This is a genomic window from Pseudomonas sp. NEEL19, from assembly GCF_028751975.1.
Lineage (GTDB): Bacteria > Pseudomonadota > Gammaproteobacteria > Pseudomonadales > Pseudomonadaceae > Aquipseudomonas > Aquipseudomonas juntendi.
Genome location: NZ_CP081491.1, coordinates 265,778 through 280,826 on the forward strand (window position 1 = coordinate 265,778; position 15,049 = coordinate 280,826).

Below are 15,049 nucleotides of genomic sequence, written 5' to 3' on the forward strand. Positions count from 1 at the left end.
TTGCGTCGCGGTGGGGCACGCAGCGCCCCACCGGCTTCAGGCCCAGCTTCAAGCAATACCGGGGCTGCACCGCAGCCCTGTCGCGCCTCGAAGGTGAAGAGGTGCAGGAGAGATCCGCATGCATGACCCTGGGTGTTCCATGCCGAAAACTAGAATTCGCCCCTGAGCGTCAGCATGTAGTTGCGTGGGTCGCCATAGAAGTTGCCATTCGCTGCACTGGAAACCGTCTGGTAGTAGCTTTTGTCGAACAGGTTGTTGGCATTCAGCGACACCGTCCAGTGATCGTCCACGCGGTACTTCAGCAGGGCATTCCACACCGCGTAACCACTTTGCTTGTAATCGAAGGGAATTCCGGTTTCGACCACTGTGCCAGCGCCATTTACCCGCACGGTTTCACCGCTGATATAGGTGGCGCTTTGCAGATCGACCCCTCCGCCGACGGTCCAGTCCGAAAACTCCCCGGGAAGCTGGTAGGTTGTCCACAATTTGAATTGGTGCTTGGGCGTGATAGTGCTCAACGCCGTGCTGTCGGTCCGGTTCTTGTTGTAGTTGTATACATAGCTGGCCATCAGATTCCAGTCCTTGCGGATTTCGCCTGTTGCCTCCAGCTCGATCCCCTTGCTGACGACCTCACCCTCGTTCACGTAGCAGCAGCTGCCGCCATACAACACTGATTCCCTCGGGTAGTTGGTGTCCTCTACCGCGCCGTTCTCGCGCTTGGTGTAGAACACGGCAAGGCTGGTATTCAGGCGGCCGTCCAGCAGTTCGCCCTTGATGCCCAGCTCGGAAGTCTTGCCTACCAGCGGTTCCAGCACCTGGTTACTGCCCAACGGCCCACTCAGGTAGCTTTGCTGGGGCTTGAATATCTTCGAATAGCTGCCGTACAGCGACCATTGGTCATCAAGGTCATAGATGGCACCAAAGTACGGGACGAAGCGCGTAGGTTCGCGCATGTCGATGTCGCTTTGCACCACGCCCGCGTTGGTGTACACCTGTTCGAAGTGGTAGCGGGCCGCCCGGCCACCCAGGATCACCTTCAGCGGGTCGGTCACCTGCAGCGTCAAGCGCCCGTACAAGCCGTACTGCTCCTGGGTGTTGGGGCTGTAGTCGCGCGGGGTTTCCAGCGAAATAGTGGTGGGTTTCCAGTAACCCGGGTCGAACACGTTGATCGGCACGCCGGTACCGGTGAATACACCCGAGCCCTGCCAGCGGCTGGTCACGCGTTGGTAATCTGCGCCCAGCACGAACTGGTGCTCGCGACCAAAGGCATCGAAATGGCCAGATAGATTGCTGTCGATCAGGTCCTGGCTGGTGGAATAGACGTTGTAACTGGCGCGCCACACAGGCCCTGCCAATGTCACCGGGTTGACCGCGTTGCCCGATACCGCAGCCAGTGCCTCACCGGCATCGCGGGTATTGGTGTACGACACGTTCAGCTTCCAGTCGTTGTCGAAATAGTGGTCGACCTTGGTGAAGATCTCCTGGGAGATATTGTCCATGTAGGACCAGTTCTGCCCGAGGTTGGTGTGCCGCGCCAGCCCGATGTCAGCACCGGTGGTGTAACGTGGCAGGCCCAGCGACGAGTTGGAGTGAGTGCTTTCGTACATGCCGCCCAAGGTGAAGATGGTCTGCGGGCCTAGGTCCACCTCGACCACGCCGTACACCGTGGGCTTCTGCGTCGCCAGTTTGTCGGTAAAGTACTGGCGGTCGGTATACGCCGTGACCAGGCGGCCGCGTACGTTGCCGCTGTCGGTCAACGGGCCGGTGAGGTCGACTTGCGAACGGTAGTTGTCCCACGAGCCGGCGGCGGCCTCGAATTTCAACTGGAAGTCCGACAGTGGGCGCTTGCGCACCAGGTTGATGACGCCACCCGGGTCACCCACACCACCGAACAGTGCACCGGCGCCACGCAGCACCTCGACATGGTCGAATTCGACCAGGTTGTACAGCCGTCGCGAGTAGAAGCTGGTGGCTACCGAAGACAGGGCCATGGGGGCGGCGCCGTCGATCTGGATGCTGTCGATGTTGAAACCGCGCGAGTAGAACTCGTAAGTGTCGCTGGTGGTTTTCTGCACCGTCACCCCAGGGGCCATCTTCAGGGCATCCTGCAGGCTGGTCACGCTGCGGTCCTCGATCAGTTGGCTGGACAATACCGAGACCGCCTGTGGCGTGTCGCGCAGGCTGGTTGGGGTTTTGGAGCCTACGCTCACCGCCCCCGAGGTGTACGACCCGGTGTTCTCGGTCATTTCGCCCATGCCCTGGCCGCTTACCAGCGTGCTGCCCAGCTCCAGCGCCGTGCCGCCGGTGATGACTACCGGGTTCAGCATCCAGTTGCCGTTGGCCGTCCGGCTTGCACCCAGGCCCGAGCCCAGTAGCAGCTGGTTCAGGCCCTGCTCGACGGTGTAACCGCCGTGCAGGGCGGTTGCGTACTTGCCACGGACCAACGCAGGGTCAAACGACAAATTGATCGAAGCCGCCTGTGCGAACGCATTAAGCGATTGCTCCAGCGCGCTTGCCGGGAGGTCGTATTGGTGTACTGCGTTCTGTTCGGCGTATACCGAGCAAATCGGCAGCGCAACGCAGGTAGCGCTGGCAAGCAATGCGCCATGCAGCGCAATCGCAAGGCGAGCCCTGGGTACAGGGCGGGGTGTGAACGCAGATGACATGTAAATCGAGCTCCATTCGTTGGCAGGGTCTTTTCCCTGTTAGCCGAAGTGCTCGGAAAAACCCGTAGCGTGAAACGCGCTTTTCTTGCAGAAAATGCTCAACGCGCCACGACGCGACGCCATAGCCTGGTCACGCCCTCGACTTTGACAGGCATCGAGCCCGCCAGCGCATCCAGGGCCAGGTCGATATTATCGAGCTGGAACACCCCGGAAACTTTCAGCCCGGCCACCTCTGGCGCACAGCCCAACCAGCCCCGCTGATAACGCCCCAGTTCGCTGACCAGCGCTTGCATCGACAGGCTGCGTGCGACCAGTTGGCCACGTGTCCAGGCGCTGGCATCCATTTCGCCAGGTGGCAGCTTCATGCAGCGCCCGGCGCTGATCGCGTACTGCTCGCCTGCCGAAACCACTTGCTGCTGCGTGGCCAGATGGATGGCCACTTTGCTGTGTTCGACCGCAAGCCGCGTAGTGGAGGCGTCCTGGCGCACTGCGAAGGCAGTGCCCAGCGCCTGTAACCGCGCCTGCGCGGTGTGCACCCAGAAGCTGCGCCGGCCGCTCGGCGAGCCTTCGTCAGGGCCTGTGTCGATGAATATCTCGCCCTGCAACAGCCTGATCAGCCGCTGGCTGTTGCTGAACACCACATCGACGGCGCTATTGGTATTGAGCTGCAACCGGGTGCCGTCGGCGAGCACCACCTTTCGCCGCTGGCCCACGGCGGTGCTGTAGTCCGCGCCCCAGCGCCTGACCGTGTCCTGGCCGTGCCAGCCCGTCGCGCCAATGATCAGGCCGGCACCCAACACTTGAAGCAGCCGCCTGCGGCCTACCTGCCGATGTTGCATGCGCTCCAGGGTGTCGTGGGCAACGCCCCCGGGTACTCCTGACAGGCTGGCGAGGTTACTGAGCGTTGATTCATTGCTCTGCAGCGCCTGCCAGGCCACTTCATGCAACGGATGCAGCTTGCGCCAGTGCAGGCAACCCTGCATTACCTGTGCGTCGGCGTAGCCGGAATGCAGGCGCACCAGCCACATGATCGCCTGATCGAGCACTTCGTCCGGCAAGTCGGGGCGGGCAGCGCTGGTCATGAAGCGGCGAAATAGCAGTGGCGGATGGCCTTGGCCATGTAGCTTTCCACCGACCGCAGGCTGACACCCAGTTGCAGGGCGATTTCCTTGTAGCCCAGGCCGTCCAGGGGTGACAGCAGGAACGCCTTGCGCACTTTGGGTGGCAAACCGTCGAGCAGGGCATCCACCTTGGCCAGTGTCTCCAGCAGGATCATCTGTGCTTCAGGGGAGGGCACCAAGGGTTCAGGCAGATGGGCAATGGCGTCCAGGTAGGCCCTTTCCACCCGGTCACGGCGGGCGCGGTCTATCACCAGGGCCCGGGCGATGGTGCTCAGCCATGCGCGGGGCTGATGCACGTCCTTGAGGCGGTCGGGCTTACCCAGGACATTGACAAAGGTGTCCTGGGCCAGGTCTGCAGCATTGTCACCTTGGCGCAAGCGCTTGCGCAGCCAGTCGACGAGCCAAGCGTGGTGCTCGGCGTAGAGGGACTGGATATCTGTTGGCGCGGTAGGCGAAGCGGGTGGTGAGGACACTGCGGACCTTGGGCTCAAATAAGAATGCGGATGAGAATTCATCGCATCTTAGCTGGGGTTGGCTGGGAATGACAAGGTGTGGTGAGGACTGAGAGTTTCGCTGGATGACCTATAGCCTTGAGTTCGATGCGCGAGCGTTCAAGGAATGGCAAAAGCTGGGGGATACGGTCCGGCAGCAACTCAAGAAAAAACTCGCCTCGGTTTTGCTGAACCCCAGGGTTGAGGCGTGTGGGGACTTTTCTTGATGGTCAGAGAGTGCGCCAATTGAGATTGCTGGGGATGCTGCGCAGCCCATCGCGAGGCAAGGCTCCTGCATTGGTCGGTGGTTGGCACCTATCTGCGGCTCGACACCGCCCGACAAGGAGCGGGTTCACCCGCGAAGGGGCCGGGCCTGCTGGCGTGATTTCCTGGGGATTCAACGTTGCAGCCACCACCGCATTCGCGGCTGAAGCCGCTCCTACATCGGGCGAGTTGGGCGGGGCTCTGGGGCGTGGGCTGGAAACAAAAAAGGCCCACCTTTCGGTGGTCGGCACATATGTGCGGCTCGACACCGCCCGACGTAGGAGCGGGTTCACCCGCGAAGGGGCCGGGCCTGCTGGCGTGATTTCCTGGGGATTCAACGTTGCAGCCACCACCGCATTCGCGGCTGAAGCCGCTCCTACATCGGGCGCGTTGAGCGGGGCTCTGGGGCGAGGGCTGGAAACAAAAAAGACCCACCTTTCGGTGGTCGGTGGTCGGCACATATCTGCGGCTCGACACCGCCCGACGTAGGAGCGGGTTCACCCGCGAAGGGGCCGGGCCTGCTGGCGTGATTTCCTGGGGATTCAACGTTGCAGCCACCACCGCATTCGCGGCTGAAGCCGCTCCTACATCGGGCGAGTTGGGCGGGGCTCTGGGGCGAGGGCTGGAAACAAAAAAGACCCACCTTTCGGTGGTCGGTGGTCGGCACATATCTGCGGCTCGACACCGCCCGACGTAGGAGCGGGTTCACCCGCGAAGGGGCCGGGCCTGCTGGCGTGATTTCCTGGGGATTCAACGTTGCAGCCACCACCGCATTCGCGGCTGAAGCCGCTCCTACATCGGGCGAGTTGGGCGGGGCTCTGGGGCGAGGGCTGGAAACAAAAAAGGCCCACCTTCCGGTGGTCGGTGGTCGGCACATATCTGCGGCTCGACACCGCCCGACGTAGGAGCGGGTTCACCCGCGAAGGGGCCGGGCCTGCTGGCGTGATTTCCTGGGGATTCAACGTTGCAGCCACCACCGCATTCGCGGCTGAAGCCGCTCCTACATCGGGCGCGTTGAGCGGGGCTCTGGGGCGAGGGCTGGAAACAAAAAAGGCCCACCTTTCGGTGGTCGGTGGTCGGCACATATCTGTGGCTCGACACTGCCCGACGTAGGAGCGGGTTCACCCGCGAAGGGGCCGGGCCTGCTGGCGTGATTTCCTGGGGATTCAACGTTGCAGCCACCACCGCATTCGCGGCTGAAGCCGCTCCTACATCGGGCGAGTTGGGCGGGGCTCTGGGGCGAGGGCTGGAAACAAAAAAGGCCCACCTTGCGGTGAGCCTTTTGAGTACTGCGTATGGTGCCGGCACCAGGAATCGAACCCGGGACCTACTGATTACAAGTCAGTTGCTCTACCATCTGAGCTATACCGGCAATGGGGCGTCATTATAGCGATCGGTTGGCGCCTGTAAACCACTTCGTTGCGATTGTTCGCAAAAGAGCTAAGTCACCGACCCAAAAGAAGAAATTTCTTACCAGCCGCGGTGCAGGGTGGTGACGCTTGGCTCGCTTTTACCTGGGTTGAAAAACAGCTTGTCGTTGTCGCAGCCGCGCTTGCGGCAGGGGCTTTCGGTGCGCATGGGCAGGCCGTTGTCACCGCCCAGTTGCATGCCGGGGTGGTTCCAGCCCAGGTTGTCGCTGGGGTGGGACGCTGGGTGTTGGGAGCAGGCGGTCAGGGCCAGGGCGAAGCTGAGCAGGGCGAGGGGCTTGGTTAGCGGCATGGGTGGGTCCAATGTCGAATCTGGCGCAATGCCAGAAGATCGCAGGGCCGCAGGGCAGCGCGCGATTCACTTTTTAATGATTTGGGGCGCGGATGATACACCGATGTGGGTGGATTTAGCATGGGATTGCCTGGCAGGGCCTCTTCGCGGGTGAACCCGCTCCTACACTTATCGATTAGCCTGCAGGTACGAAAATTCTGAACCTGAGACCTGAAGGCTTCAGGATCTGTAGGCTTCAGACGTATCCTACGCGCGCCGCCGAAGTATCGCTGTTGTCGGGGAAATGGCTCACGGATAACGTTTCCGGGTCGCTCAGGCGACCGGGTGTGAGAACCCGATTACGAATCTAGCGGCCCGTAATGGCGACCGTGCGCGGGCAGACTTCGGTCTGGCCGAGGCTTCCTATATTCACTCGGTTTCTCACCCTGCGCACGGTTGCCGCCTTTCAATCCGTGAGAAAGACTGAAGGCGGTAACTCCTTGAGGAATATAGGAGTTTGAAACTTGAAAATTATCACCACCGCAGGCGTAGAAACCTTCCTCCCCGCCGGCAACCCCTCCCTCAATCTGCTCCGCGTCGAGCCCGGTATCCCGGTCGATGCCGCCTATGAGCATGTCTCCATCCTGATGGGCTACATCAAGCACTTGGTCCGTGAGGGCGATATGGAAGACGACCATAAATTCCTGGGTGCTGCCGATTACCTGTGCGACATGGCCAAGGCGCTGATGAACGATATCGAGATCGCCAAGAACAAGGCGCACTAGGGCCCCGCAAACGCTCCCTGTGCTAACCACAAGAAATGTTTATGCACAAGTGGCATTCGCAGCTTTAGCGAAAGCCATGCCGCATCGCTACACCGCTTGTCTTTGCGCAAATGCCTGTTTTTGCTGGGCTGCAGGTGCGCGGCGGAATAAGCCAAGCGTTTGAAATAGCGCTTGGCTCCAACAGGTAATCACAAGCTTGTTCACAGAGTTATCCACAGGTTGTGCTGCGGCTAACGGTCGCGTTCAGCGAGGATCAGCAGGTTGCGTGGGGTCAGTGGATAGTCGCAGAAAAGCCCCAGCCGCACTTCGAAACCCTGCTCTTTCAGAAAGAGGGCGCGATCGAGCACCAGCCACAGCTCTAACGGCCGGCGGAACAGGTTACGCACCCGCTCCAGGTTGCGTACCTCGGCGAGGCGTTGCCAGCCTGCGGCTTCCAGCGCTGGCCAATCAGGGTTGCCGCTTAGCGGCAGGTTTTTGAGCTGCGCCAGGTCACGGCAGTAGTGCTCGAAGGGCTTCTCCAGCCAGGCCACTGGCAGGGAAGGTGTGGGCAGGTATTGGTCATGTTGCCGTTGCTGGCGTTGCAGCAAGTCGAAACCGAGGCGGCGGGCCATGGAGGCGTCGCGCTGGCGCCGTACGCGGGCGCCAGCGGTCACGGTTTCGCTCAGGGGCAGGCCAAGGTCGTCCAGCGACAGTTGCAGACGGGAGGTTTGCGCGGCTGTGGATAACGCCTGGTACTGCTGCTGCGCGATCCGGTTGTAGCAGCACGGCGCCACGGCCAGTTGCCGGCAACCTTGCTGGCTGGCCAGCTGCAACAGGCGTACATGCAGGTCGCCACAGGCGTGCAGGGCAACCACGCTTTTTGCACCATCAAGGTGGCTGGCGCTGTCGCCGGCCATCACGTCCTGGTGTACGTGCACGGCTGGCAGGTGATGATGCGCACTCAGGGCTTGGCCAGCGGCGACCAGCTCGGCATCGTATTCCAGGCAGGTCAGCTGCTGGCCGGGTTGCAGCAGGCGGCGGCCGAGGTGGCCTTTGCCCGAGCACCAGTCCAGCCAGTGGCGGGGCTGGTTGCGGAAGGCCAGGTGGCTGGCGAAGGCTTCGATCTGCTGCCATTTGCGGCCGGGGACCGCTACGTCCAAGCGGTGGGCGGCGGGGGGCAGGTCGGTTGCCGGGAGGTTGCCCAGGGCGGATAGCTGTTCGGCTTGCCGGGCCAGTTGCGGGAACGGGGCCGGCAACAAATCGGCAGCGTCGGGGTGTTCTGCATCTGCCAGGGAGGACTGGCGCAAGTGGGCGGCGAGCTCGGGGTGGGTGGTTTCCCAGTCCAGTTGCAGGGTGGTGAAGGGGCGCGGTTTCCACAGCTGTTGGTGCTCGATCAGGAACTGGTCGAGGGCCTGGAAGCGGGTGCTTAGCTGGTCGCTGTGGAGGTAGTTGGCCATGGGTAGATGTGTGTAGGTTTCAAGGGCCTCTTCGCGGGCACGCCCGCTCCCACAAGTACAGCGCCAGCCTTGAATATGGCGCTATACCTTGTGGGAGCGGGCGTGCCCGCGAAGCAGTCAGTGAGCGATCAGCGGCCCTGGCTGGCATCCACGCGCAGCCAGCGCTCCAGCAGCTTGAAGCCCTGCACCAGCAAGAACGAGATCGCCAGGTAGAACACCCCGGCCGCGAAGAAAATCTCCACTGGCAGGTAGGTGCGCGCGATGATGGTGCGGGCCATGCCGGTCAGTTCCAGCAGGGTCACGGTACTGGCCAGGGCACTGGCCTTGAGCATCAGGATCACTTCGTTGCTGTACGCCGGCAGGCCGATGCGCGCAGCGCGCGGCAGCATGATGTAGAACAGCGTTTTGCCACGCGACATGCCCAGGGCCCGTGCCGCCTCGATCTCGCCCTTGGGTATCGATTGCAGGGCGCCACGCAGGATCTCGGCAATGTAGGCCGCCGTGTGCAGGGTCATGGTCAGCACCGTGCACCAGAACGGATCGCGCAGGTACGGCCACAGCGCGCTGGAGCGCACGGCATCGAACTGCGCCAGGCCGTAGTACACCAGGAACAGCTGTACCAGCAGCGGCGTGCCACGGAAGAAGAAAATATAGCTGAACGGCACTGCGCGCACATACCAGCGGCGCGAGGAACGGGCAATGCCCAAGGGGATGGCCAGAATCAACCCGGCAACCACCGCAATGGCCACCAGCTCCAAGGTCAGCACGGCGCCTTCAGCCAGGCGTGGCAGCCATTTGAAGATGACTTCCCAGTTCATTATTCGGCCCTCGCAAAGCCGCGAGCGGCGCGTTTTTCCAGGAAGTACATGCCGGTCATGGCGATGACCGTCAAGCTCAGGTAGATGCAGGCCGCGACCATGTAGAAGGTGAACGGTGCCTTGGTCACGGTCACGCCGATTTGCGCGTGGCGCATGATTTCTTCCAGGCCGATCACCGACACCAGGGCGGTGTCTTTCATCAGGATCATGAACAGGTTGCCCAGGCCGGGCAGGGCGATGCGCCACATCTGCGGCAAAATGATCCGCGACAGGATGCGGCCTTTGGACAGGCCCAGCGCCATGCCGGCTTCACGGTGGCCCTTGGGGATCGCCAGGATCGCCCCGCGGAACACTTCGGTGGCGTAGGCGCCGAAGCACAGGCCCAGGGCTATCACCCCCGCAGCGAAGGCGCTGAGCTCAAGGCCCGGCATGTTCAGGGCTTCCCCGAGGGTGTTCATCAGCCCGACGGTGCCGAAATAGATAAGCAGTACCCACAGCAGCTCGGGCACGCCGCGCACCAGGGTCGAGTAGAAACCGCCAAGCCATTGCAGCGGCTTGATCGAAGAGGTCTTGGCCAGGGCGCCAAGCAGGCCCAAAACCAGGCCCAGCAGCAAGGCGCATAGCGCCAGTTTTACGGTCATCAGGGTGCCGGCCATCATGGCCGGACCGAATCCGTGCAGGTCGATATTCATGGGCAGGTCATTCTAGGGACTTGCGCGCCGCGGGGGCGCGCAGGTCAGGGCGGATCATTCGATGCTGAACGGGAAGTACTTGTCGTTGATCTTCTTGTACGTGCCGTCGGCCTTGATTTCTGCCAGGGCCTTGTTCAGGTTGTCGCGCAGCTGGGTGTCACCCTTGCGCACGGCAATGCCGATCTTGTCGCTGTCCATCACCGGCTCGCCCTTGAACTCGAAGTTGGAGCCGTCTTTGCTTTTCAGCCACTCGTACTGCACGTACTTGTCGGCCAGGATGCCGTCGATGCGGCCGGACACCAGGTCCAGGTAGGCGTTTTCCTGGGTGTCGTAGAGTTTGACGTCTACGCCCGGGTAGTTGTCTTCAAGGTAGGTGCCGGCCAGGGTGGCGCGCTGGGTGCCGATGACCTTGCCCTTGAGCGAGGCCTTGTCGGTCTTGAAGTCGACGTTCTTCGGTGCGATGAACTGCAGCTTGTTGGAGTAGTACGGGTCGGTGAAATCGACAGCCTGCTTGCGCTCGTCGGTAATCGACAACGACGACACCAGGAAGTCGAACTTCTTGGCGTTCAGGGCCGGAATGATACCGTCCCAGTCGGAGGTCACGACCGAGCACTCGACCTTCATCTTGGCGCACAGGGCGTCGCCGATGTCCTTGTCGAAGCCGACCACATTACCGCTGGCATCCTTGTTGTTGAACGGTGGGTAGGCGGCTTCGATACCCATGCGCAGTTTTTCTGCGGCCATGGCGTTCGCCGACATCACCAGCGTGGCAGCAGCTGCCAGGAGAAACTTCTTGTAGGTGTGCATGTATTGCTCCGTTAGCGGTGGCTGGACATGAATTGCTTGCAACGCGCCGAGGTCGGGTTTTCGAAGACCTGTTGCGGCGATCCCTGCTCTTCTACCAGGCCCTGGTGCAGGAAGACGACTTCACTGGACACATGGCGGGCGAAGCTCATCTCGTGCGTCACCAGCAGCATGGTACGGCCTTCTTCGGCCAGTGCGCGGATAACGTTAAGCACTTCCTGGACCATTTCCGGATCGAGCGCCGAGGTTGGCTCGTCGAACAGGATGACCTTAGGCTTCATGGCCAGGGTACGGGCAATGGCGGCGCGCTGTTGCTGGCCACCGGAAAGCTGGGCGGGGTAGCTGTGGCGTTTGTCGTAGATGCCAACCTTGTTCAGCAGCGCTTCGGCGGCTTCCACAGCCTCGGCCTTGCTTTGGCCGAGTACACGGCGTGGCGCCTCGATGATGTTGTCGAGGATCGACATGTGCGGCCACAGGTTGAAGTTCTGGAAGACAAAGCCGATTTCGCTGCGCAGGCGGTTGATCTGGCGGTTGTCGGCGGCGATCAGGTCGCCGTTTTTGGCGGCCTTGAGCTTGAGGCTTTCGCCAGCGACCAGGATTTCGCCCTGGTGCGGGTTTTCGAGCAGGTTGATGCAGCGCAGCAGGGTGGACTTGCCGGAGCCTGACGACCCCAGGATGGAGATCACGTCACCGTCGCGAGCGGTCAGCGAAATACCCTTGAGAATTTCCTGCTCGCCGTAGCGTTTGTGCAGATTGCGGATTTCCAGCGCGGGCGTGGCCTGAGCCATGTGCGGTCCTCATGTGTACGGGTGCGTTCCCAGCTGTTGGCGGCCTTCCTGGCGTGCGCCAAGCTAGCATAGCGGCATTATGACGGCCAACAGGGTCGCCGGGGACTGTGGGCGCTGGTGGGGCAGTTTGTCGCATCGCTACAGCGTAACGTCGCGCAGATGTCTGCGAAGGTGTCGCCCAGCACCAGTGCCTTGATGAAAAAAGGCGCGATGGTGCCAGCTTTGGCCAGCTCATGGAAGCGGTTTTAGACCATTCGTCGGTAAACCCGACGTTCCAGGTTGCGCGCCGCTCGCAGCAGCGGGTTTGACCGCGAAGACCTGTCCGGCGTTTCTGGTTGTACCTGTAGGTTGCACTTTTTTGCATTGCAGCGGTGCACGGGTGTTACCGAGGGGCACCTTTGGTGCGTTTGTAAGTGGGTATTTCAGTAATCTGCCTTATTAACGGCCTTTTGGTCACTTCCTGGCCGAATGCCCTCCAAACCACGCCGTGCAAGGCCCTGCGAGCATTCTGACGAATGCAGTGCGCACCTGGCGCGCTTATTGCCAGCAGGAAACCGCCGATTGCAGCGACGCCTAGTCCAACCCCAGGCGCGCTCCGTAACCGCAGTCGGAGTGGTCCACTCCTTACAAAGGTAGTTTCAATGAGCGGTAACAATTCCAATGACCTCGCTCAGGGGCTCAAACAACGGCATGTGACCATGCTGTCCATTGCTGGCGTCATCGGTGCTGGCCTGTTCGTAGGCTCTGGCCACGCTATCGCGGCCGCCGGCCCGGCCGTGCTGCTGGCCTATGCCGCCGCCGGTACGCTGGTGGTGCTGGTGATGCGCATGCTGGGTGAAATGGCGGTCGCCTCGCCTGACACCGGTTCGTTCTCTACTTATGCCGACCGTGCCATCGGGCGCTGGGCCGGCTTCACCATTGGCTGGCTGTATTGGTGGTTCTGGGTGCTGGTAATCCCGCTTGAGGCCAACGCCGCTGCGGCCATTCTGCATGCCTGGTTCCCTGCCGTAGACCTGTGGGCGTTCTCCCTGGTCATCACCCTGGCGCTGACCCTGACCAACCTGTGCAGCGTAAAGAACTACGGTGAGTTCGAGTTCTGGTTCGCCCTGTTGAAAGTGCTGGCGATCATCGGGTTCATTGCTGTGGGTTGCGCGGCCATGTTCGGCTTTGTGCCCAATAGCCAGGTCAGCGGTGCCAGCCACCTTTTCGATACCCAGGGCTTCATGCCGAACGGCCTGGGTGCCGTGCTGGCGGCCATGCTCACCACCATGTTCTCGTTCATGGGTACGGAAATCGTCACTATCGCCGCTGCCGAATCGAAAGACCCAGGCAAGCAGATCAGCCGCGCGACCAATTCGGTGATCTGGCGTATCTGCCTGTTCTACCTGGTGTCGATCTTCCTGGTGGTGGCTCTGGTGCCGTGGAACGACCCGGCGCTGGCTGAAACCGGCTCCTACCAGACCGTGCTCAGCCGCATCGGCGTGCCGAATGCCAAGCTGATCGTCGACATCGTGGTGCTGGTTGCGGTGACCAGCTGTCTGAACTCGGCGCTGTACACCTCTTCGCGCATGCTGTTCTCGCTGAGCAAGCGCGGTGATGCCCCGGCTGTTGCCCAGCGCACCACCAAGGCCGCTACCCCGCATGTGGCGGTATTGCTGTCCACGGCTGCGGCGTTCCTGTGCGTGTTCGCCAACTTCGTGGCCCCGGCCCAGGTGTTCGAGTTCCTGCTGGCAAGTTCAGGTGCCATTGCGCTGCTGGTGTACTTGGTGATTGCCGTGTCGCAACTGCGCATGCGCGCACAGCGTGAGGCCCGTGGTGAGAAGATCACCTTCAAGATGTGGCTGTTCCCGGGCCTGACCTGGGCGACCATTGCCTTCATCGTGGCGATTCTGGTGGTGATGGCCATGCGCGAGGACCACCGTGCCGAGATTATCGCAACGGCGCTGCTGAGCATTGGTGTGGTGGCGGCTGGCTTGCTGGTGCACCGCAAGCGTGAAGCTGCCGGGCGGGTGGCGCTGGATAACTGATCCACGCTGGCTGCACTGAAAAGGCCGTGTCCTGAGAGGGGTGCGGTCTTTTTTGTTGCCTGTGCCGGCCCTTTCGCGGGCATGCCCGCTCCCACAGGGTGGTGTTGCTCTCGGGCTTGTGCTTGACCTGTGGGAGCGGGCGAGCCCGCGAAAAGGCCGGTACAGGCTACATGACCCTGTTAGCCAAACTGTTTTTGCTGCTGCTTGGCCACCAGCTCGGAGGCCGCTACATAGGCCGCCTGGAACTCATCGCTCTCCAGCCAGGCCATGGTCGCCTCTTCATCGGCGCCGTCGAGCCACGCGCGGTAGGCGGTGAACACCAGCACGATATAGTCGGTGGCGTGTTCTTCCTTGTGCCCCTTGAGAACCAGCGCCAGAAGCGGGTCTACCAGGAATACCGAAATCATCGGCACCAGGCCGCCGCTCTCCTGTGCTTCCTTCATTTTGGTGAACATGGCGTCGTAGCTGCCCGACTCCATCGCCTTGTTGTACACCTGCTCGACGCTGGCGCTGTCACCGGCACTGGCCTTGACCGCCTGCCCGCTGCGTACCATGCGGTTCTGCTTGGCCTTGCTGGCGGCACGCTTGGCGCGTTTTTGTTGCTTGGTAGGGGTGGCCATGAGGCTTGAATCCTTGGGTGTGTTCGGTAGGTGCGCGTATTGAAGCGCAGTTGCCCAGGAAACCCAAGTGCAGCTGCTGGAGGGGGCAGGGCAGGCCCCCCGCACAAACAGTTTGAAACAGCTACACATTGTCTGTAGTGTGAACTGTGGTTTACATTTCCTTCATGCATACATTTATCCAGACCGAAACCTACCGAAGGTGGTTCGTAGCACTGCGGGATCCGCGGGCGAAAGCTCGCATAAACGCCCGGTTGCGGCGGTTGGAGCTCGGAGTGAAGGGTGACTGTAAGCGAGTTGCTGAGGGGGGTCCGAGCTTCGGGTCGATTATGGTCCGGGCTATCGGGTGTATTTCGTTCAGCGAGGTTATGAAGTGATCATCCTTCTGGCAGGCGGCGACAAATCTAGCCAAGCCAGGGATATCAAACCTGCGCTCAAGCTGGCTCGCGACCTCTAGGAGACCATCATGACAAACATCAAACTGACCAAATGGGACGCTGTGGACCATTTGAAAACTGAAGAGGACATGGCCTTGTACCTTGAGGCCTGTCTGGAGGAAAACGACCCTGCACTGCTCGCTGCTGCCTTGGGTGATATCGCTCGCGCTCGTGGTATGGCTCAGTTGGCACGTGATACTGGGCTCACGCGGGAAGGGTTGTACAAGGCCTTGTCTGCTGAAGGTAATCCGAGCCTGGCGACCATCATGAAGGTAATGGCGGCGCTTGGCGTTCGGCTCCATGCCGAAGTGCTGCCACGCTCAGCGGTGTAAAGCTTATGGGGCCTTGGCGGCGAAATGCTTTAGCTGCCAAAGCTTGAGCAAAAACCGCAGACAACAAAAAACC

General features: G+C 61.4%; 13 protein-coding genes, 1 tRNA gene and 2 pseudogenes. 5 read left to right on the plus strand and 11 right to left on the minus strand.

The features are described from left to right. Nucleotides 1–149 precede the first annotated feature (149 nt). From K4A76_RS01155 to K4A76_RS01165, 3 genes are all read right to left on the minus strand, one after another. A complete protein-coding gene (locus K4A76_RS01155) occupies nt 150–2,666 on the minus strand; it encodes a TonB-dependent siderophore receptor (protein ID WP_443218408.1) in 2,517 nt (838 codons plus the stop codon). A 98-nt stretch (nt 2,667–2,764) separates the two neighbouring features. Next, the gene (locus K4A76_RS01160; protein ID WP_054914075.1) at nt 2,765–3,748 is read right to left on the minus strand and encodes a FecR domain-containing protein; all 984 of its coding nucleotides are present in this window, start codon (nt 3,746–3,748) and stop codon (nt 2,765–2,767) included. Then, nucleotides 3,745–4,260, minus strand: a complete 516-nt coding sequence (locus tag K4A76_RS01165) for a sigma-70 family RNA polymerase sigma factor (RefSeq protein ID WP_274411371.1) — start codon at nt 4,258–4,260, stop codon at nt 3,745–3,747. The genes K4A76_RS01160 and K4A76_RS01165 overlap by 4 nt, the downstream gene beginning before the upstream one ends. Nucleotides 4,261–4,364: 104 nt before the next feature. On the opposite strand from K4A76_RS01165, the pseudogene K4A76_RS01170 reads away from it, so the two are divergent. Further along, nucleotides 4,365–4,487 (plus strand): annotated as a pseudogene (locus K4A76_RS01170) (type II toxin-antitoxin system RelE family toxin); the annotation flags it as partial. Nucleotides 4,488–5,838: 1,351 nt separating this feature from the next. Here K4A76_RS01170 and K4A76_RS01175 read toward each other — a convergent pair. Together K4A76_RS01175 and K4A76_RS01180 are read right to left on the minus strand one after the other, a co-directional pair. Continuing rightward, nucleotides 5,839–5,914 (minus strand) — tRNA-Thr (locus K4A76_RS01175). Between the two features lie 98 nt (nt 5,915–6,012). Then, nucleotides 6,013–6,261 (minus strand): hypothetical protein, encoded by a 249-nt coding sequence (locus K4A76_RS01180; RefSeq protein WP_009682865.1) that lies wholly within the window; start codon nt 6,259–6,261, stop codon nt 6,013–6,015. A 503-nt stretch (nt 6,262–6,764) separates the two neighbouring features. Between K4A76_RS01180 and K4A76_RS01185 the strand changes: the two genes are divergently transcribed. Continuing rightward, complete coding sequence (locus K4A76_RS01185; protein ID WP_212623615.1) at nt 6,765–7,025, plus strand: DUF3077 domain-containing protein; 261 nt, start codon at nt 6,765–6,767, stop codon at nt 7,023–7,025. A gap of 230 nt (nt 7,026–7,255) precedes the next feature. Here the strand turns inward: K4A76_RS01185 and K4A76_RS01190 are convergent, their stop codons facing one another. From K4A76_RS01190 to K4A76_RS01210, 5 genes are all read right to left on the minus strand, one after another. Next, on the minus strand, nt 7,256–8,461 hold the full coding sequence (locus K4A76_RS01190) for a methyltransferase (protein ID WP_274411372.1): 1,206 nt from the start codon (nt 8,459–8,461) through the stop codon (nt 7,256–7,258). Between the two features lie 128 nt (nt 8,462–8,589). After that, on the minus strand, nt 8,590–9,279 hold the full coding sequence (locus K4A76_RS01195) for an ABC transporter permease (protein ID WP_054905008.1): 690 nt from the start codon (nt 9,277–9,279) through the stop codon (nt 8,590–8,592). Beyond that, on the minus strand, nt 9,279–9,971 hold the full coding sequence (locus tag K4A76_RS01200) for an ABC transporter permease (RefSeq protein WP_274411373.1): 693 nt from the start codon (nt 9,969–9,971) through the stop codon (nt 9,279–9,281). Before K4A76_RS01200 ends, K4A76_RS01195 begins: the two co-directional genes overlap by 1 nt. Nucleotides 9,972–10,025: 54 nt before the next feature. Further along, complete coding sequence (locus tag K4A76_RS01205) at nt 10,026–10,778, minus strand: ABC transporter substrate-binding protein (RefSeq protein WP_009682871.1); 753 nt, start codon at nt 10,776–10,778, stop codon at nt 10,026–10,028. A gap of 11 nt (nt 10,779–10,789) precedes the next feature. After that, nucleotides 10,790–11,563: an ABC transporter ATP-binding protein gene (locus tag K4A76_RS01210; RefSeq protein ID WP_009682872.1), complete on the minus strand. Its 774-nt coding sequence runs from the start codon at nt 11,561–11,563 to the stop codon at nt 10,790–10,792. Nucleotides 11,564–12,204: 641 nt separating this feature from the next. On the opposite strand from K4A76_RS01210, the gene gabP reads away from it, so the two are divergent. After that, complete coding sequence (gene gabP, locus K4A76_RS01215; protein ID WP_274411374.1) at nt 12,205–13,590, plus strand: GABA permease; 1,386 nt, start codon at nt 12,205–12,207, stop codon at nt 13,588–13,590. Between the two features lie 179 nt (nt 13,591–13,769). Here gabP and K4A76_RS01220 read toward each other — a convergent pair whose 3' ends face one another. Further along, nucleotides 13,770–14,210: a hypothetical protein gene (locus K4A76_RS01220; RefSeq protein ID WP_009682874.1), complete on the minus strand. Its 441-nt coding sequence runs from the start codon at nt 14,208–14,210 to the stop codon at nt 13,770–13,772. 164 nt (nt 14,211–14,374) lie between these two features. On the opposite strand from K4A76_RS01220, the pseudogene K4A76_RS01225 reads away from it, so the two are divergent. Both K4A76_RS01225 and K4A76_RS01230 read left to right on the plus strand, forming a co-directional pair. Continuing rightward, nucleotides 14,375–14,664 (plus strand): annotated as a pseudogene (locus K4A76_RS01225) (type II toxin-antitoxin system RelE/ParE family toxin). Between the two features lie 9 nt (nt 14,665–14,673). Continuing rightward, complete coding sequence (locus K4A76_RS01230) at nt 14,674–14,976, plus strand: addiction module antidote protein (protein ID WP_274411375.1); 303 nt, start codon at nt 14,674–14,676, stop codon at nt 14,974–14,976. The last annotated feature ends 73 nt before the right edge of the window (nt 14,977–15,049 follow it).